This window comes from Chromobacterium sp. ATCC 53434 (assembly GCF_002848345.1).
Classification (GTDB): Bacteria; Pseudomonadota; Gammaproteobacteria; order Burkholderiales; family Chromobacteriaceae; genus Chromobacterium.
The window spans coordinates 4,243,182-4,268,955 of sequence record NZ_CP025429.1 but is presented as its reverse complement, the minus strand read 5'-3'; the positions used below and the strand labels follow the sequence as shown (position 1 = coordinate 4,268,955).

Genomic DNA, 25,774 nt, shown 5'->3' with positions numbered 1-25,774 from the left:
AGAAGATTCGACATGGAAATGCAAGATAAGATCAAGTTGGTGTTGGCTGGTCTTGTGGTGGTTGCCGGCATCGTCGGTTTCTACCTGATCCCCGATGGGCAGGGCCTGTTGCGCGCGCTGGCCTTCGTGGTCTCCATCGCGCTGGCTGCTGGCGTGGTGTGGACCTCCGCGCCGGGCAAGGGGCTGGTGGTTTACGCCAACGAGTCCATCGTCGAGGCTCGCAAGGTGGTTTGGCCGACACGCAAGGAGGCGACGCAGGTGACGCTGATGGTGTTCGTATTCGTCACGGTGCTGGCGCTCTTCATGTGGCTGGTGGATTCCAGCCTGTCCTGGCTGTTTTACGATGTGATTCTCGGTCGAGGTAGATAATGGCAATGCGCTGGTATGTGGTACACGCTTACTCCGGTTTTGAGAAGAGCGTGCAAAAAGCGCTGCGTGAACGTATCGAGCGTTCCGACATCGCAGATCAATTTGGTCAGATTCTGGTGCCGGTGGAAGAGGTTGTGGACGTCAAGAACGGCCGCAAGTCGATCACCGAGCGCAAATTCTTCCCCGGCTATGTGCTGGTGGAGATGGAGATGACCGACGACACCTGGCACCTGGTGAAAAGCACGCCCAAGGTGACCGGCTTTGTTGGCGGCACCGCCAACCGTCCGGCGCCGATTTCCAAGAAGGAAGTCGAGGCCATCATGCAGCAGATGCAAGAGGGCGTGGAAAAGCCGAAGCCGAAGGTGTTGTTCGAGGTGGGCGAAAGAGTCCGCGTCATCGATGGCCCGTTCAACGATTTCAACGGCAGCGTCGACGAAGTCAACTACGAGCGCAACAAGCTGCGCGTGTCGGTACAGATCTTCGGTCGCGACACGCCGGTTGAGCTGGAATTCAGCCAGGTGGAAAAGCTGTAAGATTACGCTTGGCAACTTTGTGGAAAGCGTGTAACATTCTGCGCTTTCGTCCGGGAAGCGAACGGCTGTTCGCGCTATACCCATTTTAGGAGTTTTAATCGTGGCAAAGAAAATTGTCGGCTATATCAAGCTGCAAGTGCCCGCTGGCAAAGCCAACCCGTCGCCTCCGATCGGTCCGGCACTGGGTCAGCGCGGTCTGAACATCATGGAATTCTGCAAGGCCTTCAATGCCCAGACTCAGGGCATGGAGCCGGGCATGCCGATTCCGGTTGTGATCACCGCCTACGCGGACAAGTCCTTCACCTTCACGATGAAGACCCCGCCGGCTACGTTCCTGCTGAAGAAGGCCGCTGGCATCAAGTCCGGCTCCGCCAAGGCGCACGTGGACAAAGTTGGTAAAGTGACCCGCGCTCAGCTGGAAGAAATCGCCAAGACCAAGCAAGCGGATCTGACCGCTGCCGATCTGGACGCCGCTGTTCGCATCATCGCCGGTTCCGCCCGTTCGATGGGCCTGGAAGTGGAGGGCGTGTAACATGGCTAAGATCTCCAAGCGTCTGCAAACTCTGAAGGCCACCGTTGACCGCAACAAGCTGTACGCCGTCGACGAAGCCATTGCTCTGGTCAAGGCTGCCGCCACCGCTAAGTTCGACGAGTCGATCGACATCGCCGTGAATCTGGGCGTGGATCCGCGTAAATCCGACCAAGTTGTCCGTGGTTCCGTGGTTCTGCCGCGCGGTACCGGCAAGTCCGTGCGCGTCGCCGTGTTCGCTCAAGGCGCCAACGCCGAAGCCGCCAAGGCTGCCGGTGCTGAAATCGTCGGTTTCGAAGACCTGGCCGAGCAAGTGAAGGCCGGTAATCTGGACTTCGACGTTGTGATCGCTTCCCCGGATGCGATGCGCGTTGTCGGTCAGCTGGGTCAGATCCTGGGCCCGCGTGGCCTGATGCCGAACCCGAAGGTTGGCACGGTTACCCCGAACGTCGCCGAGGCAGTGAAGAACGCCAAGGCCGGTCAGGTTCAATACCGTACCGACAAGGCCGGTATCATTCACGCCACCATCGGCCGCGCTTCCTTCGAAGCCGCCGCGCTGCGTGAAAACCTTTCCGCTCTGGTTGATGCCCTGGTGAAAGCCAAGCCGGCAGCTTCCAAGGGCGTGTATCTGAAGAAGATCGCCGTCTCCAGCACCATGGGCGTCGGCGCTCGCGTAGATACCGCTACCGTCAACGCCTAAGCGTTGCCGGAGCATGACCGGGCGGTGAAAGCCGCCTTGTCAAAGGCTTTGGGCCGGCAGGTTCGCCTGCCGGATTGTCAAAGACCGTAGGTGCCGCAAGGCTTAATCGCGAACTCGCCGCAAGGCGGATGAGCATCCTACGCAGATGGTGTACCCGAAACAGGCTTCTTAAGTACATCGCTCATGTAGCTCAGGGGTAGAGCACTCCCTTGGTAAGGGAGAGGTCGGCGGTTCAATTCCGCCCATGAGCACCAGTTCTTTATGATGTCTCCTGATACAGGTCGCCGCTGCAAAGCGAGATGGAAATTTTTCCATTTCATTTCAGTCTAGGAGGTAGACCTTGAGTCTCAATATCGAAGATAAAAAGGCGGTCGTCGAAGCAGTTTCTGCCGAACTGGCAGGCGCTCAGACCCTCGTTATCGCTGAATATCGGGGCATCGAGGTAAGCAGCATGACCAAGCTCCGCGCTCAGGCGCGCGAGAGCGGCGTTTACCTGCGCGTTCTGAAGAACACGCTGGTGCGTCGTGCCGTGGAAGGCACTCCGTTCGCTGAACTGGCTGACCAGATGGTCGGCCCGTTGGTGTACGCGATTTCCGCCGACCCGGTTGCTGCTGCCAAGGTGCTGCATCAATTTGCCAAGGCTGACGACAAGATCGTCGTGAAGGCAGGTTCCTACGAAGGCAAGGTGCTGTCCGCTGCTCAGGTTGCTGAGCTGGCGTCCATCCCGAGCCGCGAAGAACTGCTGTCCAAGCTTCTCTACGTTATGCAGGCTCCGGTCGCTGGCTTCGCCCGCGCGCTGGCCGCCCTGTCCGACAAGAAGCAAGCCGAAGCCGCTTAACTTATTTGATTCTTATAGAATTCAGGAGATTTTCACATGGCAATCACCAAAGAAGACATCCTCGAGGCCGTTGCTGGTCTGACCGTGATGGAACTGAACGACCTGGTTAAGGCGTTCGAAGAGAAGTTCGGCGTTTCCGCCGCTGCTGTTGCTGTTGCTGGCCCGGCCGGCGCTGCTGCTGCTGTTGAAGAGAAGACCGAGTTCGACGTCGTTCTGACCGCCGCTGGCGAGCAGAAGGTTGGCGTGATCAAGGTTGTTCGCGGCATCACCGGCCTGGGTCTGAAGGAAGCTAAGGACCTGGTCGACGGCGCTCCGAAGAATGTGAAGGAAGGCGTGTCCAAGGCTGAAGCCGACGACATCGTCAAGCAACTGATCGAAGCTGGTGCTAAGGCTGAAGTCAAATAATCTTCTTTGAAAAAAGAAGGTGAGGCTGGCGGAGAAATCCGCCAGCCTTATTGCGCTTGTAGTTGGCAGAAACGAAGAAGGTAAAAGCCAGCAATATACTAGGCGTGGCTGCTGACTTTTGGTTTCTTGCGCCACCCACCTCGATGGAGACTCTATGAGTTATTCGTTTACTGAGAAGAAACGTATTCGTAAGAGCTTTGCGAAACGTGCCAGTGTTCTCGACGTCCCATTCCTGTTGGCGACCCAGATTGATTCCTACACCGAATTTCTCCAGCTGGGTAAGCCGCTGGACGAGCGCAAGGATGTGGGTCTTCAGGCTGCGTTCAAGTCGATCTTCCCGATCATCAGCCATAACGGCTATGCTCGGCTCGACTTTGCCCATTACATTCTGGGTGAGCCTCCGTTCGACGTGCAGGAGTGTCAACTGCGCGGCATCACCTTTGCCGCGCCGCTGCGCGCGCGCATCCGTCTGACGATCTTCGACAAGGAGTCGTCCAAGCCGGTTGTGAAGGAAGTGCGCGAGAACGAGGTGTACATGGGCGAAATTCCGCTGATGACCACCAACGGCTCCTTCATCATCAATGGTACCGAGCGCGTCATCGTCTCGCAGCTGCACCGTTCCCCGGGCGTGTTCTTCGAGCACGACCGCGGCAAGACGCACTCGTCCGGCAAGCTGCTGTTCTCCGCTCGCGTGATTCCGTACCGCGGCTCCTGGCTGGACTTCGAATTCGATCCGAAGGACCTGCTGTACTTCCGTATCGACCGTCGTCGCAAGATGCCGGTGACCATCCTGCTGAAGGCCCTGGGCTACAGCAACGAAGAGATCCTGTCCGAGTTCTACAGCTTCGACACCTTCTACCTGACCAAGGGCGGCGTGTTCATGCGCGTCGTGCCGGATCGTCTGAAGGGTGAAGTCGCCAAGTTCGACATCGTGGCTGCCGACGGCAAGCTGATCGTCGCCAAGGACAAGCGCATCACCGCCAAGCACATCCGCGACATCCAGACCGCAGAGCTGGATCGCATCGAAGTGCCGGCCGACGCGCTGCTGGGCAAGATGCTGGCGCACAATGTGGTCAACCAGAACACCGGTGAAGTGATCTCGCGCGCCAACGACGAAGTGACCGAGGAAGTGCTGGCCAAGCTGGCGCTGGCCGAGATCGATCAGGTCGAAGTGCTGTTCACCAACGATCTGGATCAGGGCGCCTACATCTCGCAGACGCTGCGCACCGACGACAGCCTGGATCAGACCCAGGCTCGCGTCGCGATCTACCGCATGATGCGTCCGGGCGAACCGCCGACCGAAGACGCGGTGGAAGCGCTGTTCCAGCGCCTGTTCTTCAGCGAAGAGACTTACGATCTGTCGCGCGTGGGCCGAATGAAGTTCAGCTCCCGCACTTATCAGTACAAGTTCGACGACAAGACCCCGGAATGGTTCAAGTCGCTGATCGGCGACAAGTTCGCGCCGCGTCGCGACGTGATGGACGGCACGCTGTCGACCGAAGACATCGTGTCGGTGATCGCCATCCTGACCGAGCTGCGCAATGGCCGCGGCGAAGTGGACGATATCGATCACCTGGGCAACCGTCGCGTGCGCTCGGTCGGCGAACTGGCTGAGAACCAGTTCCGCGCCGGTCTGGTGCGCGTCGAGCGCGCGGTCAAGGAACGCCTGAACCAGGCCGAGTCCGACAACCTGATGCCGCACGATCTGATCAATGCCAAGCCGGTGTCGGCCGCGATCAAGGAATTCTTCGGTTCCTCGCAGCTGTCCCAGTTCATGGACCAGACCAACCCGCTGTCGGAAATCACCCACAAGCGCCGCGTATCGGCTCTTGGCCCGGGCGGTCTGACCCGCGAACGCGCAGGCTTCGAAGTGCGCGACGTGCACCCGACCCACTACGGCCGCGTGTGCCCGATCGAAACGCCTGAAGGCCCGAACATCGGTCTGATCAACTCGCTGTCCGTGTTCGCGCGCACCAACGAGTTCGGTTTCCTGGAAACCCCGTACCGCAAGGTGGTGGACAGCAAGGTCACCAACGAGATCGATTACCTGTCCGCGATCGAGGAAGGTCGTTACGTCATCGCCCAGGCCAACGCCGAGCTGAGCGACGACGGCACGCTGATCGACGAGCTGGTGACCTGCCGCGAGAAGGGTGAAACCATTCTGGCGACGCCGGACCGCGTGCAGTACATGGACGTGGCCACCGGCCAGGTCGTGTCCGTCGCGGCCTCGCTGATTCCGTTCCTGGAGCACGACGACGCGAACCGCGCGTTGATGGGCGCCAACATGCAACGTCAGGCAGTGCCTTGCCTGCGTCCGGAAAAAGCCTTCGTCGGCACCGGCATCGAGCGCTCGGTGGCGGTCGACTCCGGCACCACCGTGGTCGCCCGTCGCGGCGGCGTGGTGGATTACGTCGACGCCGGTCGCGTGGTGGTTCGCGTCAACGATGAAGAAGCGACCGCCGGCGAAGTGGGCGTGGACATCTACAACCTGACCAAGTTCACCCGCTCCAACCAGAACACCAACATCAACCAGCGTCCGATCGTGAAAGTGGGCGACCACATCGCGCGCGGCGACGTGGTGGCCGACGGCGCCTCCACCGACCTGGGCGAGCTGGCGCTGGGTCAGAACATGACCATCGCCTTCATGCCGTGGAACGGTTACAACTACGAGGACTCGATCCTGATCTCGGAGAAGCTGGTCGCCGAAGACCGCTACACCTCGATCCACATCGAAGAACTGTCCGTGGTTGCCCGCGACACCAAGCTGGGACCGGAAGAAATCACCCGCGACATCCCGAACCTGTCCGAGCGCATGGCCGGCCGTCTGGATGAATCCGGCATCGTATATATCGGCGCCGAGGTTGAAGCGGGGGACGTGCTGGTGGGCAAGGTGACGCCTAAGGGCGAAACCCAGCTGACGCCGGAAGAGAAGCTGCTGCGCGCGATCTTCGGCGAGAAGGCTTCCGACGTGAAGGACACCTCGCTGCGCGTGCCGACCGGCACCGTCGGCACCGTCATCGACGTGCAGGTGTTCACCCGCGAAGGCATCGAGCGCGACAAGCGCGCGCAGTCCATCATCGACTCCGAGCTGAAGCGCTACCGTCTGGACCTGAATGACCAGCTGCGTATTTTCGACAACGACGCCTTCAGCCGTATCGAGCGTCTGATCGTCGGCAAGGCCGCCAACGGCGGTCCGAAGCGTCTGGCCAAGGGCACCGTGATCGATCAGGAATACCTGACCGGCCTGCCGACCAAGCATGACTGGTTCGACATCCGGATGAGCGACGAAGACATCGCCAAGCAGCTGGAACTGATCAAGGAAAGCCTGGCGCAGAAGCGCGAAGAGTTCGACCTGAAGTTCGAAGACAAGAAGCGCAAGCTGACCCAGGGCGACGAGCTGCCGCCGGGCGTGCAGAAGATGGTCAAGGTCTACCTGGCCGTCAAACGCCGCCTGCAGGCGGGCGACAAGATGGCCGGCCGTCACGGTAACAAGGGCGTGGTTTCCCGCATCCTGCCGATCGAAGACATGCCGTACATGGGCGATGGCCGTCCGGTCGACATCGTGCTGAACCCGCTGGGCGTACCGTCGCGTATGAACATCGGTCAGATCCTGGAAGTGCACCTGGGCTGGGCCGCCAAGGGTATCGGCGAGCGCGTCAACCGCATGATCCGCGAGCAGTCCACCGCTGAGATCCGCGCCTATCTGGAGCGCATCTACAACGAAGCCGGCAAGCCGGAGGAAATCGCCGCGCTGTCCGACGACGATGTGCTGCAACTGGCGCAGAACCTGAGCAAGGGCATGACCTTCGCCACGCCGGTGTTCGACGGCGCCAAGGAAGCCGAGATCAAGCACATGCTGGATCTGGCCTACCCGGATGGCGACGAGCTGACCGACAAGATGGGCTTCAACGAGTCCAAGACCCAGATGGTCCTGTTCGACGGCCGCTCCGGCGAAGCCTTCGATCGCAAGGTCACCGTCGGCGTGATGCACTACCTGAAGCTGCATCACTTGGTCGACGACAAGATGCACGCCCGTTCCACCGGTCCGTACTCGCTGGTGACGCAGCAGCCGCTGGGCGGTAAGGCCCAGTTCGGCGGCCAGCGTTTCGGTGAGATGGAAGTGTGGGCGCTGGAAGCCTACGGTGCCGCCTACACGCTGCAGGAAATGCTGACCGTGAAGTCGGACGATGTGACGGGCCGTACCAAGGTCTACGAGAACATCGTCAAGGGCGAGCACAAGATCGACGCCGGCATGCCGGAATCCTTCAACGTATTGGTGAAGGAAATCCGCTCGCTGGGCCTCGACATGGACCTGGAACGTTTTTGATTGGGTAATAGGGCGCGGCGGAAAGCCGCCGCGCCTGTCCCCTGAACTGGAGACGCAATGAAAGCTTTGCTCGATCTCTTTAAGCAAGTTACGCAAGAAGAAGAGTTTGATGCGATCAAGATCGGCATCGCCTCGCCTGACAAGATCCGTTCCTGGTCTTATGGCGAAGTGAAGAAGCCGGAAACGATCAACTATCGTACCTTCAAGCCGGAACGCGACGGCCTGTTCTGCGCCCGCATCTTCGGGCCGGTGAAGGACTACGAGTGCTTGTGCGGCAAGTACAAGCGCCTGAAGCATCGCGGCGTGATCTGCGAGAAGTGCGGCGTCGAAGTGACGCTGTCCAAGGTGCGCCGCGAGCGCATGGGCCACATCGAGCTGGCCAGCCCGACCGCGCACATCTGGTTCCTGAAGTCGCTGCCGTCGCGTCTGGGCATGGTGCTGGACATGACGCTGCGCGACATCGAGCGCGTGCTGTACTTCGAAGCGTTCGTCGTGACCGATCCGGGCATGACCCCGATGCAGTACCGCCAGCTCTTGACCGAAGAGGACTTCCTGGACAAGGAAGACCAGTACGGTGAAGAGTTCGTGGCGATGATGGGCGCCGAGGCCGTCAAGGAACTGCTGAAGAAGCTGGACCTGGACGCCGAGATCGAAGGCCTGCGCCGCGAGCTGGAATCGACCAATTCCGACACCAAGATCAAGAAGATCGCCAAGCGCCTGAAGGTGCTTGAAGCGTTCCAGCGTTCCGGCATGAAGCCGGAATGGATGATCCTGGACGTGCTGCCGGTGCTGCCGCCGGAACTGCGTCCGCTGGTGCCGCTGGACGGCGGCCGCTTCGCGACCTCCGACCTGAACGACCTGTACCGCCGCGTCATCAACCGTAACAACCGTCTGAAGCGTCTGCTGGAGCTGCGCGCGCCGGACATCATCGTGCGCAACGAGAAGCGCATGTTGCAGGAATCGGTTGACTCGCTGCTGGACAACGGCCGTCGAGGCAAGGCGATGACCGGCGCCAACAAGCGCCCGCTGAAGTCGCTGGCCGACATGATCAAGGGCAAGGGCGGTCGTTTCCGTCAGAACTTGCTGGGCAAGCGCGTCGACTACTCCGGCCGTTCGGTGATCACCGTGGGCCCGACCCTGCGTCTGCATCAGTGCGGCCTGCCGAAGAAGATGGCGCTGGAACTGTTCAAGCCCTTCATCTTCCACAAGCTGGAAGTGATGGGCCTGGCGTCCACCATCAAGGCGGCCAAGAAGCTGGTCGAGCAGGAAGTGCCGGAAGTCTGGGACATCCTGGAAGACGTGATCCGCGAGCATCCGGTGCTGCTGAACCGCGCGCCGACGCTGCACCGCCTGGGCATCCAGGCGTTTGAGCCGGTGCTGATCGAAGGCAAGGCCATCCAGCTGCACCCGCTGGTCTGCGCGGCGTTCAACGCCGACTTCGACGGTGACCAGATGGCCGTTCACGTGCCGCTGAGCCTGGAAGCGCAGATGGAAGCCCGCACGCTGATGCTGGCCACCAACAACGTGCTGTCGCCGGCCAACGGCGAGCCTATCATCGTGCCGTCGCAGGATATCGTGCTGGGTCTGTACTACATGACCCGAGACAAGGTGAACGGCAAGGGCGAAGGCATGGTGTTCGCCGACACCAAGGAAGTGCATCGCGCCTACGAGACCCGTCAGGTCGAGCTGGCCACCCGCATCACCGTCCGCCTGAAGGAATGGGAAAAGGACGAGCAGGGCGAGTTCCAGCCGGTGACCAAGCGTTACGACACCACCGTCGGTCGCGCGATCCTGTCGGACATCCTGCCGAAGGGCCTGCCGTTCGAGCACATCAACAAGGCGCTGAAGAAAAAAGAGATCTCGAAACTGATCAACGTTTCGTTCCGTCGTTGCGGCATCCGCGACACGGTGATCTTCGCCGACCAGCTGATGTACACCGGTTTCGCCTACTCGACCCGCGGCGGCATCTCGATCTGCGTGGACGACATGCAGATTCCGAAGAAAAAGACCGAATTGCTTGGCGAAGCCAACAAGGAAGTCAAAGAGATCGAAGAGCAGTACCGTCAAGGTCTGGTGACCCAGGGCGAACGCTACAACAAGGTAGTGGACATCTGGGGCCGCACCGGCGACAAGATCGCCAAGGCGATGATGGACGAGCTGTCCAAGCAGAAGGTGCTGGACCGCGAAGGCAAGGAAGTCGATCAGGAATCCTTCAACTCCATTTACATGATGGCCGACTCGGGCGCGCGGGGTTCCGCAGCCCAGATCAAGCAGCTGGCCGGCATGCGGGGTCTGATGGCGAAGCCGGACGGTTCGATTATCGAAACGCCGATTACCGCCAACTTCCGCGAAGGCCTGACCGTACTGCAGTACTTCATCTCGACCCACGGTGCCCGTAAGGGTCTGGCGGATACGGCCTTGAAGACCGCGAACTCCGGTTACCTGACCCGTCGTCTGGTCGATGTGACCCAGGATCTGGTGGTGGTCGAGGACGATTGCGGCACCAGCAACGGCTTCACCATGAAGGCCGTGCTGCAGGGCGGCGACGTGATCGAGGCGCTGCGCGACCGCATTCTGGGCCGCGTCACCGCGATCGACGTCGTCGATCCGTCGACCGGCGAGACCGTGATCGAAGCCGGCACGCTGCTGGACGAGCATATGGTCGACTCGATCGACAGCCTCGGCATCGACGAGGTCAAGGTACGCACCGCGATCACCTGCGACACCCGCTACGGCCTGTGCGCGAAGTGCTATGGTCGCGACCTGGCGCGCGGCAAGCGCGTCAACGCCGGCGAGGCGATCGGCGTGATCGCCGCCCAGTCCATCGGCGAACCGGGCACCCAGCTGACGATGCGTACCTTCCACATCGGTGGCGCGGCGTCGCGAAACGCTGCGGCCAGCCAGGTGGAAGGCAAGTCCAACGGCACCGTGCGCTTCTCCAGTCAGATGCGTTACGTCGCCAACACCAAGGGCGAGCTGATCGTCATCACCCGCTCCGGCGAAGTGGTGATCCACGACGACATGGGCCGTGAGCGCGAGCGTCACAAGGTGCCGTACGGCGCGACCCTGATGGTGACCGACGGTCTGCAGATCAAGGCTGGCGCGGTACTGGCCACCTGGGACCCGCACACCCGTCCGATCATCACCGAGTACGCCGGCCGCGTGAAGTTCGAGAACGTGGAAGAGGGCAACACCGTAGCGAAGCAGACCGACGAAGTGACCGGTCTGTCGACGCTGGTGGTCATCGACCCGAAACGCCGCGCCGGTTCGCAGTCGAAGATGCTGCGTCCGTTGGTGAAGCTGCTCGACGACAACGGCAACGAAGTGAAGCTGGCCGGTTCCGACGCGTCGGTATCGATCACCTTCCAGGTCGGCGCCATCATCACGGTGCGCGACGGTCAGGACGTGGGCAAGGGCGAAGTGCTGGCCCGCATCCCGCAGGAATCGTCGAAGACCCGCGACATTACCGGTGGTCTGCCGCGCGTGGCCGAGCTGTTCGAAGCCCGTTCGCCGAAGGATGCCGGCATGCTGGCCGAGGTGACCGGTACCGTGTCGTTCGGCAAGGACACCAAGGGCAAGCAGCGTCTGATCATCACCGACCTGGAAGGCAGCGGTTACGAAAACCTGATTCCGAAGGACAAGCACGTGCTGGTCCACGACGGTCAGGTGGTGAACCGCGGCGAATCCATCGTCGACGGTCCGGTCGATCCGCACGACATCCTGCGCCTGCAGGGCATCGAGGCGCTGGCCCGCTACATCGTCCAGGAGGTGCAGGAGGTCTATCGTCTGCAAGGCGTGAAGATCAACGACAAGCACATCGAGGTGATCATTCGCCAGATGCTGCGTCGCGTCGTGATCTCCGACAGCGGCGATACCGAGTTCATCCAGGGCGAGCAGGTGGAACGCGCCGACGTGCTGGAAATGAACGACAAGATGATGGCCGAGAACAAGGAGCCGGCGCAGTACGAAAACGTGCTGCTGGGCATCACCAAGGCGTCCTTGTCGACCGACTCGTTCATCTCCGCGGCTTCCTTCCAGGAAACCACGCGCGTGCTGACCGAAGCGGCCATCATGGGCAAGCGCGACGATCTGCGCGGTCTGAAGGAGAACGTGATCGTCGGCCGTCTGATCCCGGCCGGCACCGGTCTCGCCTACCATCGCACCCGCCGTCGCCAGCACCTGGGCCTGGACGCTGCCGAATCGCAGCTGTTCGATCCGGCTCCGGCTGCGCTGGAAAGCGACGAATAACGGAGGCCTGACGGCCATCTGTTGAAAAAACGCTGCTCCATCAACGGTTAACGTTGGCGGGGCGGCGTTTTTTATTTGACGCTCGACCGTTGACTAAAATATAATCCTCCGTCCTTTCTGGAGGCGTGTTGCTTCCGGGAAGCTTCAACTAGGAACTGATAGTAAATGCCAACCATTAACCAACTCGTTCGCAAGGGCCGCGTCGCCATCACGGCGAAGAGCAAGGTGCCTGCGCTGGAAGCCTGCCCGCAGAAGCGTGGCGTGTGCACCCGTGTTTACACCACCACTCCGAAGAAGCCGAACTCGGCTCTGCGTAAAGTGTGCAAGGTTCGTCTGACCAACGGTTTCGAAGTCATTTCGTACATCGGCGGTGAAGGCCACAACCTGCAGGAACACTCGGTCGTGCTGATTCGCGGCGGTCGTGTGAAGGACTTGCCGGGTGTGCGTTACCACACCGTGCGCGGTTCCCTGGATACCGCAGGCGTTAAAGACCGTAAGCAGTCCCGCTCCAAGTACGGCGCCAAGCGTCCCAAGTAATTGGGATGTTTTGAAGGCGGCCTGATAACACTCAGGGTCGTCTAGTAAGTGACTGCTCCATTGGGTAGTCATGAGCGAATAGAGCTCAACTGAATATTTTAAGGAAGTGACATGCCACGTCGCAGAGAAGTCCCCAAGCGTGAAATCCTGCCGGATCCGAAGTTCGGTTCCCAAGATCTGTCCAAGTTCATGAACGTTGTCATGATCGACGGCAAGAAGTCTGTCGCCGAGCGCATCATCTACGGTGCCCTGGCTCAGATCGAGAAGAAAACCGGTAAGAACGCTATCGAAGTGTTCAATACCGCACTGTCCAACGCCAAGCCGGTGGTGGAAGTGAAAAGCCGCCGCGTAGGTGGTGCAAACTATCAAGTTCCTGTTGAAGTCCGTCCGTCCCGTCGTATGGCTCTGGCCATGCGTTGGCTGCGTGACGCTGCGCGCAAGCGCGGCGAAAAGTCCATGGACCTGCGCCTGGCTGGTGAGCTGATCGACGCGGCCGAAGGCCGTGGCGGCGCGATGAAGAAGCGTGACGAAGTGCACCGCATGGCAGAAGCCAACAAGGCCTTCTCGCACTTCCGTTTCTAAGCTTTACCATTCATTAAGGTGTAAGCCGTGGCAAGGAAAACCCCCATTGAGCGTTACCGTAACATCGGTATCTCTGCTCACATTGACGCTGGTAAGACCACCACTACCGAGCGTATTCTGTTTTACACCGGTGTGAACCACAAAATCGGTGAAGTGCATGATGGCGCCGCCACCATGGACTGGATGGAGCAGGAACAGGAGCGTGGCATCACGATCACCTCCGCTGCGACCACTACCTTCTGGAAAGGTATGGCCATGCAGTTCCCGGAGCATCGCTTCAACATCATCGACACCCCGGGACACGTGGACTTTACCATCGAGGTAGAGCGTTCCATGCGTGTGCTGGACGGCGCCGTGATGGTGTACTGCGCCGTGGGCGGCGTGCAGCCGCAGTCTGAAACCGTATGGCGTCAGGCTAACAAGTACAAGGTTCCGCGTATCGCGTTCGTGAACAAGATGGACCGTCAAGGCGCCAACTTCTTCCGCGCCGTGGAACAGGTGAAGACCCGCCTGCGCGGCAATCCGGTGCCCATCGTGGTGCCGATCGGCGCCGAAGACGGTTTCACCGGCGTTGTCGATCTGCTGAAGATGAAGGCCATCATTTGGGACGAAGCCTCTCAAGGCATGAAGTTCGAATATGGCGACATCCCGGCCGACCTGGTTTCCGTGGCCGAAGAATGGCGCGAGAAGATGGTCGAAGCGGCTGCCGAAGTCAGCGACGAGATGATGGACAAGTACCTGGGCGGCGAAGCGCTGTCCGAGGAAGAAATCATCGCCGGCCTGCGCGAGCGCACGCTGCGTTGCGAAATTCAGCCGATGCTGTGCGGTTCCGCGTTCAAGAACAAGGGTGTTCAGCGCATGCTGGACGCCGTGATCGAACTGCTGCCGTCGCCGACCGAAGTGCCGGCGATCAAGGGCGAAACCGACGGCGTTGAAGCCGAGCGTCACGCTTCCGACGACGAGCCGTTCTCGGCTCTGGCGTTCAAGCTGATGAACGACCCGTACGTCGGCCAGCTGACCTTCTTCCGCGTCTACTCCGGCGTGGTGAAGTCCGGCGACACCGTGCTGAACTCGGTCAAGGGCAAGAAGGAACGTATCGGCCGTATCGTGCAGATGCACGCCAACGACCGTAAGGAAATCGACGAAGTGCGCGCCGGCGACATCGCCGCTGCCATCGGCCTGAAGGAAGTCACCACTGGTGAGACCCTGTGCGCCGTTGACGCGGAAATCATCCTGGAGCGCATGGAGTTCCCGGATCCGGTGATCCACGTTGCCGTCGAGCCGAAGACCAAGGCCGACCAGGAGAAGATGGGCGTTGCCCTGAACCGCCTGGCCAAGGAAGATCCGTCGTTCCGCGTGCGTACCGACGAAGAATCCGGCCAGACCATCATTTCCGGCATGGGCGAACTGCACCTGGAAATCCTGGTTGACCGCATGAAGCGCGAATTCGGCGTTGAAGCCAACGTCGGCGCGCCGCAAGTGGCCTACCGCGAAACCATCACCAAGATCGTTACCGACGTGGAAGGCAAGCACGTCAAACAGTCTGGTGGTAAGGGTCAGTACGGTCACGCCGTGATCACGCTGGAGCCGTCCGGCGAAGGCAATGGCTACAAGTTCTTCGACGAGATCAAGGGTGGCGTGATTCCGCGCGAATTCATCCCGTCGGTGGACAAGGGTATCCAGAACACCCTGGGCAACGGCATTCTGGCCGGCTTCCCGGTGGTGGACGTGACCGTGCGTCTGACTTTCGGTTCCTACCATGACGTCGACTCCTCGCAGATCGCGTTCGAACTGGCAGGCTCGCTGGCATTCAAGGAAGCCATGCGTCGCGCCGGTCCGTGCATCCTCGAGCCGATGATGGCCGTGGAAGTGGAAACGCCGGAAGAGTACATGGGCGATGTGATGGGCGACCTGAACCGTCGCCGCGGCATGGTCCAAGGTATGGATGACGACGGTCTGGGTGGCAAGAAGATCAAGGCCGAAGTACCGCTGGCCGAGATGTTCGGCTACTCGACCGACCTGCGTTCGGCTACTCAGGGTCGTGCGACCTACTCGATGGAGTTCAAGCACTACTCCGAGGCTCCGAAGCACGTCGCCGAAGCCGTAATGGCCGCGAAGAAGTAATGCGCGCTGGGCTGGCCGGCCTCTTCAGGCTGTCCGGCCAGCCCCGATCTAATGTTCTTTAATTAAGGATTTTTGCAAAATGGCAAAAGAAAAGTTTGAGCGGACCAAGCCGCACGTAAACGTAGGCACCATCGGTCACGTGGACCACGGTAAGACCACCCTGACCGCCGCTATCACCACCATTCTGTCGAAGAAGTTCGGTGGCGAAGCCAAGGACTACTCCCAGATCGACAGCGCGCCGGAAGAAAAGGCTCGCGGTATCACCATCAATACCGCGCACGTTGAATACGAAACCGAAGCCCGCCACTACGCTCACGTAGACTGCCCGGGTCACGCCGACTATGTGAAGAACATGATCACCGGCGCGGCTCAGATGGACGGCGCGATTCTGGTGTGCTCGGCCGCTGACGGTCCGATGCCGCAAACCCGCGAACACATCCTGCTGTCCCGTCAGGTTGGCGTTCCGTACATCATCGTCTACCTGAACAAGGCTGACCTGGTTGACGACGCCGAGCTGCTGGAACTGGTTGAAATGGAAGTGCGCGATCTGCTGTCTTCCTACGACTTCCCGGGCGACGACACCCCGATCGTGACCGGCTCCGCTCGTCTGGCGCTGGAAGGCGACCAGTCGGAAATGGGCGAGCCGTCGATCTTCCGTCTGGCCGACGCTCTGGATAGCTACATCCCGACGCCGGAACGCGCCATCGACAAGCCGTTCCTGCTGCCGATCGAGGACGTGTTCTCGATCTCCGGCCGCGGCACCGTGGTGACCGGTCGCGTTGAGCGCGGCATCGTCAAGGTCGGCGAAGAGCTGGAAATCGTGGGCCTGAAGGCTACCGTGAAGACCACCTGCACCGGCGTGGAAATGTTCCGCAAGCTGCTGGACCAAGGTCAAGCCGGCGACAACGTTGGCGTGCTGCTGCGCGGCACCAAGCGTGAAGACGTGGAGCGTGGCCAGGTTCTGTCCAAGCCGGGCAGCATCACCCCGCACACCGACTTCTCCGCTTCCGTGTACGTTCTGTCCAAAGACGAAGGTGGCCGTCACACCCCGTTCTTCGCGAACTACCGTCCGCAGTTCTACTTCCGTACGACCGACGTGACCGGCGCGATCACGCTGGCCGAAGGCGTGGAAATGGTAATGCCGGGCGACAACGTTGAAATCACCGTTGCCCTGATCGCTCCGATCGCGATGGAAGATGGTCTGCGCTTCGCTATCCGCGAAGGCGGCCGTACCGTCGGCGCCGGCGTCGTTGCCAAGATCATCAAGTAACGGAAGCGGAGATTTCTCATGTCTAGCCAAAAGATCCGCATCCGCCTGAAGGCGTTCGATTACAACCTGATCGATCGTTCCGCTCAGGAAATCGTTGAAACCGCCAAGCGTACCGGCGCCGTTGTAAAAGGCCCGGTTCCGCTGCCGACCAAAATCGAGCGTTTCAACGTTCTGCGCTCCCCGCACGTGAACAAGACTTCCCGCGACCAGCTGGAAATCCGCACTCACCTGCGTCTGATGGACATCGTAGACCCGACCGACAAGACTGTTGACGCTCTGATGAAGCTCGACCTGCCGGCCGGTGTGGATGTGGAAATCAAGCTGCAATAATCGCTGAGAAGATGAGTGTCGCGAGCTAAGTGCTTGCGATGCTTGAATTTTCTGTGATACATTAGCGGACTCACCATTTTGGCGAGTTCGCTTTTGTTTTTTATGTCGTGTTTTTTATGCCGGTCAATCGCAATCGGCGCCTGAAAAAGGAAATAAACATGAGTTTAGGTCTTGTCGGTCGCAAAGTCGGCATGACCCGCATTTTTGCCGAAGATGGCGCAACCATCCCGGTAACTGTGCTGGACATGTCCGCTAACCGCGTCACGCAAATCAAAACTGCAGAAACCGACGGCTACAATGCCGTTCAGGTGACTTTTGGCTCCAAAAAGGCCAATCGTGTCAACAAGGCTGCAGCTGGCCATTTCGCCAAGGCTGGCGTTGAAGCAGGTGAGGTTCTGGTAGAGTTCGCTCTGTCGGCCGAAGCTGTTGCCAACTTCAAGCTGGGCGATGCCGTCGCTGTTGAAACCTTCTCCGTTGGTCAGCTGGTGGATATCACCGGTACCTCCAAGGGTAAGGGCTTCTCCGGTGTGATCAAGCGTCACAACTTCTCTTCCAACCGTGCTTCGCATGGTAACTCGCGTTCGCACAATACGCCGGGTTCCATCGGTCAGGCGCAGGATCCGGGTCGCGTTTTCCCGGGTAAGCGCATGGCTGGTCAGTACGGTAACGTCAAGAGCACTGTTCAGTGCCTCGAGATCGTTCGTATCGACGCCGAGCGTCAGCTGATTCTGGTCAAGGGCGCAGTCCCGGGCGCCAAGAACGGCGACGTAGTCGTGCGTCCTAGCGTGAAAGCGGGTGCGTGATGGAATTGAATGTAATCAATACCCAAGGCAAGGCTGTTGGTAGCCTGCAAGTGTCCGACTCCCTGTTCGGCCGCGACTACAACGAAGCTCTGGTGCACCAGGTTGTTACCGCGTTCCTGGCGAACGCTCGTAGCGGCAACCGCGCCCAGCTGACTCGTGCCGAAGTGAAGCACTCGACCAAGAAGCCGTTCCGTCAGAAGGGCACTGGTAACGCTCGTGCCGGTATGACTTCCACCCCGAACCGTCGTGGTGGTGGCCGTGCCTTCCCGAACAAGCCGGACGAGAACTTCAGCCAGAAGGTTAACCGCAAGATGTTCCGCGCCGGCATGGCCGCCATCTTGTCCCAACTGGTGCGTGACGAGCGTCTGATCGTGGTTGACGAGCTGTCGATCAACAGCCCGAAGACCAAGGAATTCGTTGGCGCTGTTCAGCCGATGGGTCTGGAACAAGCTCTGTTCATCACTGGTGAGCTGAGCGAGAACCTCTATCTCTCTTCGCGTAACCTGCCGAACGTGCTGGTTATCGAAGCTCAACAAGCTGACCCGTACAGCCTGCTGCGTTTCAAGAAGACCGTGATCACCCGCGACGCCGTGAAGCAACTGGAGGAGCAGTGGGCATGAATCAAGAACGTCTGTTGCAAGTAATCCTTGCTCCTATTGTTTCCGAAAAGAGCACCATGATTGCTGAGAAGAACCAGCAAATGGCGTTCCGCGTTGCGAAAGATGCGACCAAGCCGGAAATCAAGGCGGCTGTGGAACTGCTGTTCAACGTCAAAGTTGATGGCGTGTCCACTGTGAACGTCAAGGGCAAGGTTAAGCGTTTCGGCCGTAGCATCGGTCGTCGCAGTGACTGGAAGAAGGCCTACGTTAGCTTGGTCGAGGGTCAAGAAATCGACCTGACCGCTACCCCGGCCGCGGCGGAGTGAGGAGATAGAGCATGCCTATCGTTAAGGTAAAACCGACTTCCGCGGGTCGTCGTGCCGTAGTCAAGGTGGTAAGCCCTGATCTGCACAAAGGCGCTCCGCATGCTGCTCTGGTTGAGAAGAAAAACTCGACCGGCGGCCGTAACAACAATGGCCACATCACCACGCGTCATCGCGGTGGTGGTCACAAGAAGCACTACCGTCTGATCGACTTCCGTCGCAACAAGGATGGCATCCCGGCGAAAGTGGAACGCATCGAATACGATCCGAACCGCACCGCCCATATCGCCCTGTTGTGCTATGCCGATGGCGAACGTCGCTACATCATCGCCCCGCGTGGCGTGAAGGTTGGCGCCGTGCTGCTGTCCGGTTCCGAAGCTCCGATCAAGGCCGGTAACGCTCTGCCGATCCGCAACATCCCGGTGGGTACCACTATCCACTGCGTGGAAATGCAACCCGGCAAGGGCGCTCAGATGGTCCGTTCCGCTGGCGCTTCTGCAATGCTGCTGGCTCGTGAAGGCGTATACGCTCAACTGCGTCTGCGCTCCGGCGAGATCCGCCTGGTGCACGTCGATTGCCGTGCGACCGTTGGTGAAGTGGGTAACGAAGAGCACTCCCTGCGCAAGCTGGGCAAGGCTGGCGCAAGTCGTTGGCGCGGTATTCGTCCGACCGTTCGCGGTACGGCGATGAACCCGATCGATCACCCGCACGGTGGTGGTGAAGGCCGTACTGGCGAAGGTCGCGTACCGGTTAGCCCGTGGGGCACCCCGGCCAAGGGCTTCCGTACCCGTCGCAACAAGCGTACCGACAACATGATCGTACGCCGTCGCTATTCCAACAAAGGGTAATTGACAATGGCACGTTCGCAGAAAAAAGGCCCGTTCGTCGACCTGCATCTCCTGAAGAAGGTCGATGCGGTACGGGCAACCAGCGACAAGCGTCCGATCAAGACCTGGTCGCGTCGTTCGACCATCCTGCCGGACTTCATTGGTCTGACCATCGCTGTACACAACGGTCGCACCCACGTTCCCGTCTATGTTTCTGAAAACATGGTCGGTCACAAACTGGGTGAATTCTCGCTGACTCGCACCTTCAAAGGCCATGCTGCCGACAAGAAGGCGAAGAAGAAGTAAGGTGAAGCGATGAGAGTATCTGCAAATCTGAAAAGTGTTCGCCTGTCGGCCCAAAAGTGCCGTCTGGTAGCCGATCTGGTCCGTGGTCAATCCGTGGCCCAGGCGCTGAATATCCTGGCCTTCTCCCCGAAGAAGGGCGCGGTAATCATCAAGAAAGTGCTGGAATCTGCAATTGCTAACGCCGAGCACAACGAAGGCGCTGACATCGACACCCTGCGTGTCACCAGCATCTTCGTTGACAAGGGCGCTAGTCTGAAGCGTTTCACTGCCCGTGCTAAGGGTCGTGGCAACCGCATCGAAAAGCAGACCTGCCACATTTCCTTGACCGTTGGCAATTAAGGGGTAAGAAATGGGTCAGAAGATTCATCCGACGGGATTCCGTCTTGCCGTCACCAAAAACTGGTCTTCCAAGTGGTTCGCGTCTTCGCAGAACTTCCCGGAGATGCTGAAGCAGGATATCGAAGTTCGCGAATTCCTGAAGAAGCGCCTGGGTCATGCTTCGGTTGGCCGCGTAACCATCGAGCGTCCGGCCAAGTCCGCCCGCATCACCATTCACAGCGCCCGTCCGGGTGTCGTGATTGGCAAGAAGGGCGAAGACATCGAGATCCTGAAGCAGGAACTGCAGAAGCGTCTGGGTGTGCCGGTTCACGTGAACATCGAAGAAGTTCGCAAGCCGGAACTGGACGCGCAAATCATCGCCGACGGCATCGCTTCCCAGCTGGAGAAGCGCGTGATGTTCCGTCGCGCCATGAAGCGCGCGATGCAGAACGCCATGCGTCTGGGTGCCGAAGGCATCAAGATCATGTCGTCCGGCCGTCTGAACGGTATCGACATCGCTCGTAGCGAATGGTACCGCGAAGGCCGCGTGCCGCTGCATACCCTGCGCGCCGACGTGGACTACGCCACCTCTGAGGCCAAGACCACCTACGGTATCATCGGCATCAAGGTGTGGGTGTACAAGGGTGAGCTGAAGCCGGGTCAGGTTCTGGCGACTCCGGCTGCTCCGGAGAAGAAAATGAGAAAGGGTGCCCGCAATGCTGCAGCCAACTAGACTCAAGTACCGCAAACAGCACAAAGGCCGTAACACCGGTATCGCCACTCGTGGCAACAAGGTGAGCTTTGGCGATTTCGGTCTGAAGGCTATGGGTCGCGGTCGCCTGACGGCGCGCCAGATCGAAGCTGCGCGTCGCGCGATGACCCGTCACATCAAGCGTGGCGGTCGCATCTGGATCCGTATCTTCCCGGACAAGCCGATCACCTCCAAGCCTGCCGAAGTCCGTATGGGCGGGGGCAAGGGCTCTCCGGAGTACTACGTGGCTGAAATTCAGCCTGGCAAGATGCTGTATGAAATGGATGGCGTATCCGAGGAACTCGCTCGCGAAGCTTTCCGTCTGGCCGCAGCTAAGTTGCCGATCGCCACTGTGTTCGTAACCAAACAGGTAGGTCAGTAATGAAAGCGTCCGAACTGAAAGCCAAAACTGTTGATGAGCTGAAGGTGGAACTGCTGAGCCTGCTGAAGGCCCAGTTTGCGCTGCGCATGCAGCACGCTACTCAGCAACTCGCCAAGACCTCTGAACTGAAGAAAGTGCGTCGCGATATCGCTCGTGTGCGCACCGTTCTGAAAGAAAAGGCAGTTTAAGATGAGCGAAACCAAGGTAGTACGTACGCTGACCGGCGTTGTGGTCAGCGACAAGATGGATAAGACTGTAACCGTTCTGGTCGAGCGCAAAGTGAAGCACCCGATCTACGGCAAGATTATCCGTCGCTCGAAGAAGTTCCACGCGCACGACGAAAACAACGAGTTCAAGGCAGGCGATCTGGTGATCATCAGCGAGTCCCGCCCGCTCTCGAAGACCAAGTCGTGGGTGGTAACTGGCCTGGTTGAGAAATCTCGCCAGGTGTAAAGCTTGCAGAGGACTTCGGTCCTCTGTATAATGGCCATCTCCTGCATCTTCCATGCAGGAGTTCCGCCCTTACGGGGTCCAAAACTGGCCGTTTGACACGCCACAGGTCGTCTGTGGCGTTTCGTCTGTTTGGTCTTGCTCTTATGCGAGAAACCGGCAGGTGAAAGTGACGGATAAAGTTGGATTAGAAAGGTAATCATCAAATGATCCAAATGCAGACCATGCTTGAGGTCGCTGACAACACTGGTGCGCGTCACGTTATGTGCATCAAAGTGCTGGGTGGCTCCAAGCGTCGCTATGCTAGCGTAGGTGACATCATCAAGGTGAGCATCAAGGATGCCGCTCCGCGTGGTCGCGTCAAAAAAGGCGACGTCTACAATGCGGTCGTGGTACGCACTGCCAAAGGCGTGCGCCGTCCGGATGGCTCTTTGATCAAGTTTGACAGCAACGCTGCCGTTCTGCTCAACAACAAGCTTGAGCCGATCGGCACTCGTATCTTCGGGCCCGTTACGCGTGAACTGCGTACCGAACGCTTCATGAAGATCGTTTCGCTGGCTCCTGAAGTTCTGTAAGGAGGTCACATGCGCAAGATTCGCAAAGGTGATGAAGTCGTAGTAATCACCGGTAAAGACAAGGGTAAGCGCGGCACTGTCCTGCGTGTTCTGGATGAGAAGCTGGTCGTTGAAGGCGTTAACGTCGCCAAGAAGCACCAGAAACCGAATCCGGTACGTGGCGTGGCCGGCGGCATCGTTGAAAAAACCATGCCTGTGGACGCATCGAACGTCGCGATTTTCAATCCGGCAAGCCAAAAGGCTGACCGCGTGGGCTTCAAGGTTCTTGAAGACGGCCGCAAGGTACGCGTGTTCAAGTCCAGCGGCGAAGTTATCGGCGCCTAAGGAGCAAACATGGCACGTCTCTACGATTTCTACAAAGACAGCGTAGTGCCGGAACTGATGAAACAGTTCGGCTACAAGTCGATCATGCAAGTTCCGCGTATCGAGAAGATCACCGTGAACATGGGTGTGGGCGAAGCCGTTGCCGATAAAAAGGTAATGGAATTTGCCGTGGGCGACCTGGAAAAGATCGCCGGCCAGAAGCCGGTTGTCACCACCGCTCGCAAGTCCATCGCAGGCTTCAAGATCCGCGACAACTACCCGGTAGGTTGCAAGGTAACTCTGCGTCGCGAACGCATGTACGAGTTCCTGGACCGCCTGGTGACCATCGCGCTGCCGCGCGTTCGCGATTTCCGTGGTGTGTCCGCCAAGTCCTTCGATGGCCGCGGCAACTACAACATGGGCGTCAAAGAACAGATCATCTTCCCGGAAATCGAGTACGACAAGATCGATGCTCTGCGTGGTATGAACATCACTGTCACCACTACGGCGAAGACTGACGAAGAGGCCCGCGCACTGCTGGCCGCGTTCAAGTTCCCGTTCAAGGGTTAAGCACATGGCACGACTTGCACTGATTAACCGTGAAGAAAAGCGCGTCAAGCTGGCTGAAAAGTACGCCGCCAAGCGTGAAGCGCTGTTCGCCACCATCAAAAACCAGAACCTCTCGGAAGAAGAGCGTTTCGCCGCCCGTCTGCAACTGCAGCAACTGCCGCGTAACTGCTCCCCGGTGCGTCAGCGTAACCGCTGCGCCATCACCGGTCGTCCGCGTGGTGTATTCAGCAAATTCGGTTTGGGTCGCAACAAGCTGCGTGAGATCGCCATGAAGGGTGAGATTCCGGGTGTTGTGAAGGCCAGCTGGTAATAGGAGACACATAAATGAGCATGCACGATCCTATTTCCGATATGTTGACCCGCATCCGCAATGGCCAACGCGCTTCCAAGGTGGCAGTTTCCATGCCGTCTTCCAAGCTGAAAGTTGCGCTGGCGCAGGTGCTGAAAGAGGAAGGCTACATCGAAGACTTCGCCGTTGCCGGCGAGGCCAAGAAGCCTGTTCTCGATATCCAGCTCAAGTACTACGCTGGCCGTCCGGTGATCGAGCGCATCGAGCGCGTATCCCGTCCTGGCCTGCGCGTGTACAAGGGCTCCACCGAAATCCCGAAGGTCATGAACGGTCTGGGCGTGGCGATTCTGTCCACTTCCCAAGGCATCATGACTGACCGCAAGGCACGCACCACCGGTATCGGTGGCGAGCTGCTCTGCGTCGTGGCTTAAGGGGGTCAAATGTCTCGCGTAGCTAAGAATCCGGTAATCATTCCGGCCGGCGTCGAAGTGAAGTTCGGCGCTGCAGACGTGACTGTGAAAGGCGCCCTGGGCTCCCTGAACACCGCTCTGTGCAACGACGTGGAAGTGAAGCTGGACAATGGTCAGCTGACTTTCGCCGCCAAGAACGACAGCAAGTTCGCACGTGCCATGTCCGGCACCCTGCGCGCGCTGCTGAACAATATGGTGAACGGCGTATCGAAGGGCTTCGAGAAGAAGCTGCAGCTGGTAGGCGTGGGCTATCGTGCCCAGGCTCAAGGCGATACCCTGAACCTGTCTCTGGGTTTCTCGCACCCGGTGGCTCACAAGATGCCGGCTGGCATCAAGATTGAGACCCCGACTCAGACCGAGATCCTGGTCAAGGGCGCTGACAAGCAGCTCGTGGGCCAGGTCGCAGCCGAGATTCGCGCTTACCGTTCGCCGGAGCCCTATAAGGGCAAGGGTGTTCGCTACGCCGACGAGGTTGTGGTTCTGAAAGAAACCAAGAAGAAGTAACTGAGGCACTGACATGGACAAGAAACAAGCTCGACTCCGCCGCGCACGTAAAACCCGTGCCCGGATCGCGGAGCTCAAGATGGTGCGTCTCACTGTGTACCGCACCAATAGCCACATTTACGCTCAGATCATCGACGAGACCGGCAACAAGGTACTGGCCAGCGCTTCTTCGCTGGAAGCCGACGTCCGCGCTGAAATGGCCAATGGTGGCAACGTGGCAGCTGCTGCCGTGATCGGCAAGCGCATTGCCGAGAAGGCAAAAGCCGCAGGCATCGAGAAAGTTGCTTTCGACCGCTCCGGTTTCAAATACCACGGTCGCATGAAGGCACTGGCTGACGCCGCTCGCGAACACGGCCTCGTATTCTAATCGGAGTAAAGAATGGCTAAGCACGAAATGGAAGATCGCGGCGACGGTCTGGTCGAGAAAATGATCAGCGTCAACCGCGTCACCAAAGTGGTCAAGGGCGGCCGTATCATGGCTTTCTCCGCTCTGACCGTGGTTGGCGATGGCAACGGCGGTATCGGCATGGGTAAGGGCCGTTCCAAGGAAGTTCCGGTCGCTGTTCAAAAGGCGATGGAACAAGCCCGTCACAACCTGGTTAAGATCCCGCTGAAGGGCGGCACGCTGCAGCATACCGTTGTCGGTAAGCACGGCGCGACCACCGTCTTCATCCAGCCGGCCAAAGAAGGTACCGGCGTGAAGGCCGGCGGCCCGATGCGCGCGATCTTTGATGCAATGGGTGTTCACAATGTTTCGGCCAAGATTCATGGCTCTACGAACCCGTACAACGTGGTGCGTGCGACCCTGAATGGCCTGAGCAACATCAACACCCCGTCGCAGATCGCCGCCAAGCGTGGCCTGAGCGTCGAGGACATCCTGGGGGTGGGTCATGAGTAACGCCAAGACTGTCAAGGTCACTCTGGTAAAGAGCCTGATCGGTCGCCTGGAGTCTCACAAGGCCTGCGCCCGTGGTCTGGGTCTGCGCAAGATCCGCCAGACCGTTGAAGTGCTCGATACCCCTGAAAACCGTGGCATGATCAACAAGATCAGCTACCTGCTCAAATTCGAGGGCTAAGAGATGCTGCTGAACACCGTACAACCGGGCGTCGGCGCCAAGCATGCCAAGCGCCGTGTCGGCCGTGGCATCGGTTCCGGCCTGGGCAAGACTTGCGGCCGCGGCCACAAGGGTCAGAAGAGCCGCGCTGGTGGTTTCCACAAGGTAGGCTTCGAAGGCGGTCAAATGCCGCTGCAACGTCGCCTGCCGAAGCGTGGCTTCAAGTCTCTGACGGCTCGCTTCGTTTGCGAAGTTCGCCTGTCCGAACTGAACCTGCTGCCGGTCGATGAAATCGATCTGCTGGCTCTCAAGCAAGCCGGTCTGGTGGCTGCTCAGGCACAAGTTGCCAAGGTAGTCCTGTCCGGTAAGGTTGAGCGCGCAGTGAAACTGCGTGGTATCAGCGTTACCGCTGGCGCCCGCGCTGCCATCGAGGCTGCCGGCGGCAGCATTGAATAAG

Annotated in this window: 33 protein-coding genes and 1 tRNA gene; all 34 read left to right on the top strand. The window is 59.4% G+C overall.

Features of this window, described 5'->3' with window-relative positions:
* Positions 1–12: 12 nt before the first annotated feature.
* The 34 genes from secE (at position 13) to rplO (ending at position 25,773) form a co-directional block, all read left to right on the top strand.
* The gene (gene secE / locus CXB49_RS18925) at positions 13–369 is read left to right on the top strand and encodes a preprotein translocase subunit SecE (protein WP_101709808.1); all 357 of its coding nucleotides are present in this window, start codon (positions 13–15) and stop codon (positions 367–369) included.
* Complete coding sequence (gene nusG / locus CXB49_RS18920) at positions 369–902, top strand: transcription termination/antitermination protein NusG (protein ID WP_101709807.1); 534 nt, start codon at positions 369–371, stop codon at positions 900–902. Before secE ends, nusG begins: the two co-directional genes overlap by 1 nt.
* Before the next feature lie 100 nt (positions 903–1,002).
* Entirely contained in the window at positions 1,003–1,434 is a 432-nt protein-coding gene (rplK, locus tag CXB49_RS18915; protein ID WP_101709806.1) for a 50S ribosomal protein L11, read from the top strand.
* A gap of 1 nt (position 1,435) precedes the next feature.
* Positions 1,436–2,131, top strand: a complete 696-nt coding sequence (gene rplA / locus CXB49_RS18910; protein WP_101709805.1) for a 50S ribosomal protein L1 — start codon at positions 1,436–1,438, stop codon at positions 2,129–2,131.
* Positions 2,132–2,310: 179 nt separating this feature from the next.
* A tRNA-Thr gene (locus tag CXB49_RS18905) sits at positions 2,311–2,385 on the top strand.
* An 86-nt stretch (positions 2,386–2,471) separates the two neighbouring features.
* The gene (gene rplJ / locus CXB49_RS18900) at positions 2,472–2,969 is read left to right on the top strand and encodes a 50S ribosomal protein L10 (protein ID WP_101709804.1); all 498 of its coding nucleotides are present in this window, start codon (positions 2,472–2,474) and stop codon (positions 2,967–2,969) included.
* 36 nt (positions 2,970–3,005) lie between these two features.
* Positions 3,006–3,374 carry a 50S ribosomal protein L7/L12 gene (gene rplL / locus CXB49_RS18895; RefSeq protein ID WP_101709803.1) on the top strand — a complete coding sequence of 123 codons (369 nt, stop codon included), beginning with the start codon at positions 3,006–3,008 and terminating at the stop codon, positions 3,372–3,374.
* A gap of 154 nt (positions 3,375–3,528) precedes the next feature.
* Positions 3,529–7,701, top strand: coding sequence for a DNA-directed RNA polymerase subunit beta (gene rpoB / locus CXB49_RS18890; RefSeq protein ID WP_101709802.1), 4,173 nt, complete (start codon positions 3,529–3,531; stop codon positions 7,699–7,701).
* Between the two features lie 57 nt (positions 7,702–7,758).
* Entirely contained in the window at positions 7,759–11,949 is a 4,191-nt protein-coding gene (gene rpoC, locus CXB49_RS18885; RefSeq protein ID WP_101709801.1) for a DNA-directed RNA polymerase subunit beta', read from the top strand.
* 165 nt (positions 11,950–12,114) lie between these two features.
* Positions 12,115–12,486: a 30S ribosomal protein S12 gene (gene rpsL / locus CXB49_RS18880; protein WP_101709800.1), complete on the top strand. Its 372-nt coding sequence runs from the start codon at positions 12,115–12,117 to the stop codon at positions 12,484–12,486.
* Positions 12,487–12,597: 111 nt separating this feature from the next.
* Positions 12,598–13,068, top strand: coding sequence for a 30S ribosomal protein S7 (rpsG, locus tag CXB49_RS18875; RefSeq protein ID WP_101709799.1), 471 nt, complete (start codon positions 12,598–12,600; stop codon positions 13,066–13,068).
* 27 nt (positions 13,069–13,095) lie between these two features.
* Positions 13,096–15,192: an elongation factor G gene (fusA, locus tag CXB49_RS18870; protein WP_101709798.1), complete on the top strand. Its 2,097-nt coding sequence runs from the start codon at positions 13,096–13,098 to the stop codon at positions 15,190–15,192.
* A 79-nt stretch (positions 15,193–15,271) separates the two neighbouring features.
* Positions 15,272–16,462, top strand: coding sequence for an elongation factor Tu (gene tuf / locus CXB49_RS18865; RefSeq protein WP_101709797.1), 1,191 nt, complete (start codon positions 15,272–15,274; stop codon positions 16,460–16,462).
* A gap of 18 nt (positions 16,463–16,480) precedes the next feature.
* The gene (gene rpsJ, locus CXB49_RS18860) at positions 16,481–16,792 is read left to right on the top strand and encodes a 30S ribosomal protein S10 (RefSeq protein ID WP_011137734.1); all 312 of its coding nucleotides are present in this window, start codon (positions 16,481–16,483) and stop codon (positions 16,790–16,792) included.
* A gap of 158 nt (positions 16,793–16,950) precedes the next feature.
* Positions 16,951–17,595, top strand: coding sequence for a 50S ribosomal protein L3 (gene rplC, locus CXB49_RS18855; protein WP_101709796.1), 645 nt, complete (start codon positions 16,951–16,953; stop codon positions 17,593–17,595).
* Complete coding sequence (rplD, locus tag CXB49_RS18850) at positions 17,595–18,215, top strand: 50S ribosomal protein L4 (RefSeq protein WP_101709795.1); 621 nt, start codon at positions 17,595–17,597, stop codon at positions 18,213–18,215. The genes rplC and rplD overlap by 1 nt, the downstream gene beginning before the upstream one ends.
* Positions 18,212–18,520, top strand: a complete 309-nt coding sequence (gene rplW, locus CXB49_RS18845) for a 50S ribosomal protein L23 (protein ID WP_101709794.1) — start codon at positions 18,212–18,214, stop codon at positions 18,518–18,520. The genes rplD and rplW overlap by 4 nt, the downstream gene beginning before the upstream one ends.
* Before the next feature lie 11 nt (positions 18,521–18,531).
* Positions 18,532–19,365 (top strand): 50S ribosomal protein L2, encoded by an 834-nt coding sequence (gene rplB, locus CXB49_RS18840; RefSeq protein ID WP_101709793.1) that lies wholly within the window; start codon positions 18,532–18,534, stop codon positions 19,363–19,365.
* 6 nt (positions 19,366–19,371) lie between these two features.
* Positions 19,372–19,650 (top strand): 30S ribosomal protein S19, encoded by a 279-nt coding sequence (rpsS, locus tag CXB49_RS18835; protein WP_011137729.1) that lies wholly within the window; start codon positions 19,372–19,374, stop codon positions 19,648–19,650.
* A 9-nt stretch (positions 19,651–19,659) separates the two neighbouring features.
* A complete protein-coding gene (gene rplV / locus CXB49_RS18830; protein WP_021478358.1) occupies positions 19,660–19,989 on the top strand; it encodes a 50S ribosomal protein L22 in 330 nt (109 codons plus the stop codon).
* A 10-nt stretch (positions 19,990–19,999) separates the two neighbouring features.
* On the top strand, positions 20,000–20,701 hold the full coding sequence (gene rpsC, locus CXB49_RS18825) for a 30S ribosomal protein S3 (protein ID WP_101709792.1): 702 nt from the start codon (positions 20,000–20,002) through the stop codon (positions 20,699–20,701).
* Entirely contained in the window at positions 20,685–21,101 is a 417-nt protein-coding gene (gene rplP, locus CXB49_RS18820; protein ID WP_043579384.1) for a 50S ribosomal protein L16, read from the top strand. The genes rpsC and rplP overlap by 17 nt, the downstream gene beginning before the upstream one ends.
* Positions 21,101–21,289, top strand: a complete 189-nt coding sequence (gene rpmC / locus CXB49_RS18815; RefSeq protein ID WP_021478360.1) for a 50S ribosomal protein L29 — start codon at positions 21,101–21,103, stop codon at positions 21,287–21,289. Before rplP ends, rpmC begins: the two co-directional genes overlap by 1 nt.
* A gap of 1 nt (position 21,290) precedes the next feature.
* Positions 21,291–21,554, top strand: coding sequence for a 30S ribosomal protein S17 (gene rpsQ, locus CXB49_RS18810; protein WP_021478361.1), 264 nt, complete (start codon positions 21,291–21,293; stop codon positions 21,552–21,554).
* Positions 21,555–21,757: 203 nt separating this feature from the next.
* Positions 21,758–22,126 carry a 50S ribosomal protein L14 gene (gene rplN, locus CXB49_RS18805; RefSeq protein ID WP_043579386.1) on the top strand — a complete coding sequence of 123 codons (369 nt, stop codon included), beginning with the start codon at positions 21,758–21,760 and terminating at the stop codon, positions 22,124–22,126.
* A gap of 9 nt (positions 22,127–22,135) precedes the next feature.
* On the top strand, positions 22,136–22,450 hold the full coding sequence (gene rplX / locus CXB49_RS18800) for a 50S ribosomal protein L24 (protein WP_043579388.1): 315 nt from the start codon (positions 22,136–22,138) through the stop codon (positions 22,448–22,450).
* Between the two features lie 9 nt (positions 22,451–22,459).
* Positions 22,460–22,999, top strand: a complete 540-nt coding sequence (gene rplE / locus CXB49_RS18795; RefSeq protein ID WP_088736468.1) for a 50S ribosomal protein L5 — start codon at positions 22,460–22,462, stop codon at positions 22,997–22,999.
* Between the two features lie 4 nt (positions 23,000–23,003).
* Entirely contained in the window at positions 23,004–23,309 is a 306-nt protein-coding gene (gene rpsN, locus CXB49_RS18790) for a 30S ribosomal protein S14 (RefSeq protein WP_101709791.1), read from the top strand.
* A 14-nt stretch (positions 23,310–23,323) separates the two neighbouring features.
* Entirely contained in the window at positions 23,324–23,719 is a 396-nt protein-coding gene (rpsH, locus tag CXB49_RS18785) for a 30S ribosomal protein S8 (protein ID WP_101709790.1), read from the top strand.
* Positions 23,720–23,728: 9 nt separating this feature from the next.
* Positions 23,729–24,262: a 50S ribosomal protein L6 gene (rplF, locus tag CXB49_RS18780; protein ID WP_101709789.1), complete on the top strand. Its 534-nt coding sequence runs from the start codon at positions 23,729–23,731 to the stop codon at positions 24,260–24,262.
* Between the two features lie 13 nt (positions 24,263–24,275).
* Positions 24,276–24,629, top strand: a complete 354-nt coding sequence (gene rplR, locus CXB49_RS18775) for a 50S ribosomal protein L18 (protein WP_101709788.1) — start codon at positions 24,276–24,278, stop codon at positions 24,627–24,629.
* A gap of 12 nt (positions 24,630–24,641) precedes the next feature.
* Positions 24,642–25,160 carry a 30S ribosomal protein S5 gene (rpsE, locus tag CXB49_RS18770; RefSeq protein WP_101709787.1) on the top strand — a complete coding sequence of 173 codons (519 nt, stop codon included), beginning with the start codon at positions 24,642–24,644 and terminating at the stop codon, positions 25,158–25,160.
* Positions 25,153–25,338 carry a 50S ribosomal protein L30 gene (gene rpmD, locus CXB49_RS18765; protein ID WP_043627110.1) on the top strand — a complete coding sequence of 62 codons (186 nt, stop codon included), beginning with the start codon at positions 25,153–25,155 and terminating at the stop codon, positions 25,336–25,338. Before rpsE ends, rpmD begins: the two co-directional genes overlap by 8 nt.
* Positions 25,339–25,341: 3 nt before the next feature.
* On the top strand, positions 25,342–25,773 hold the full coding sequence (gene rplO, locus CXB49_RS18760; protein WP_011137714.1) for a 50S ribosomal protein L15: 432 nt from the start codon (positions 25,342–25,344) through the stop codon (positions 25,771–25,773).
* Position 25,774: the final 1 nt, after the last annotated feature.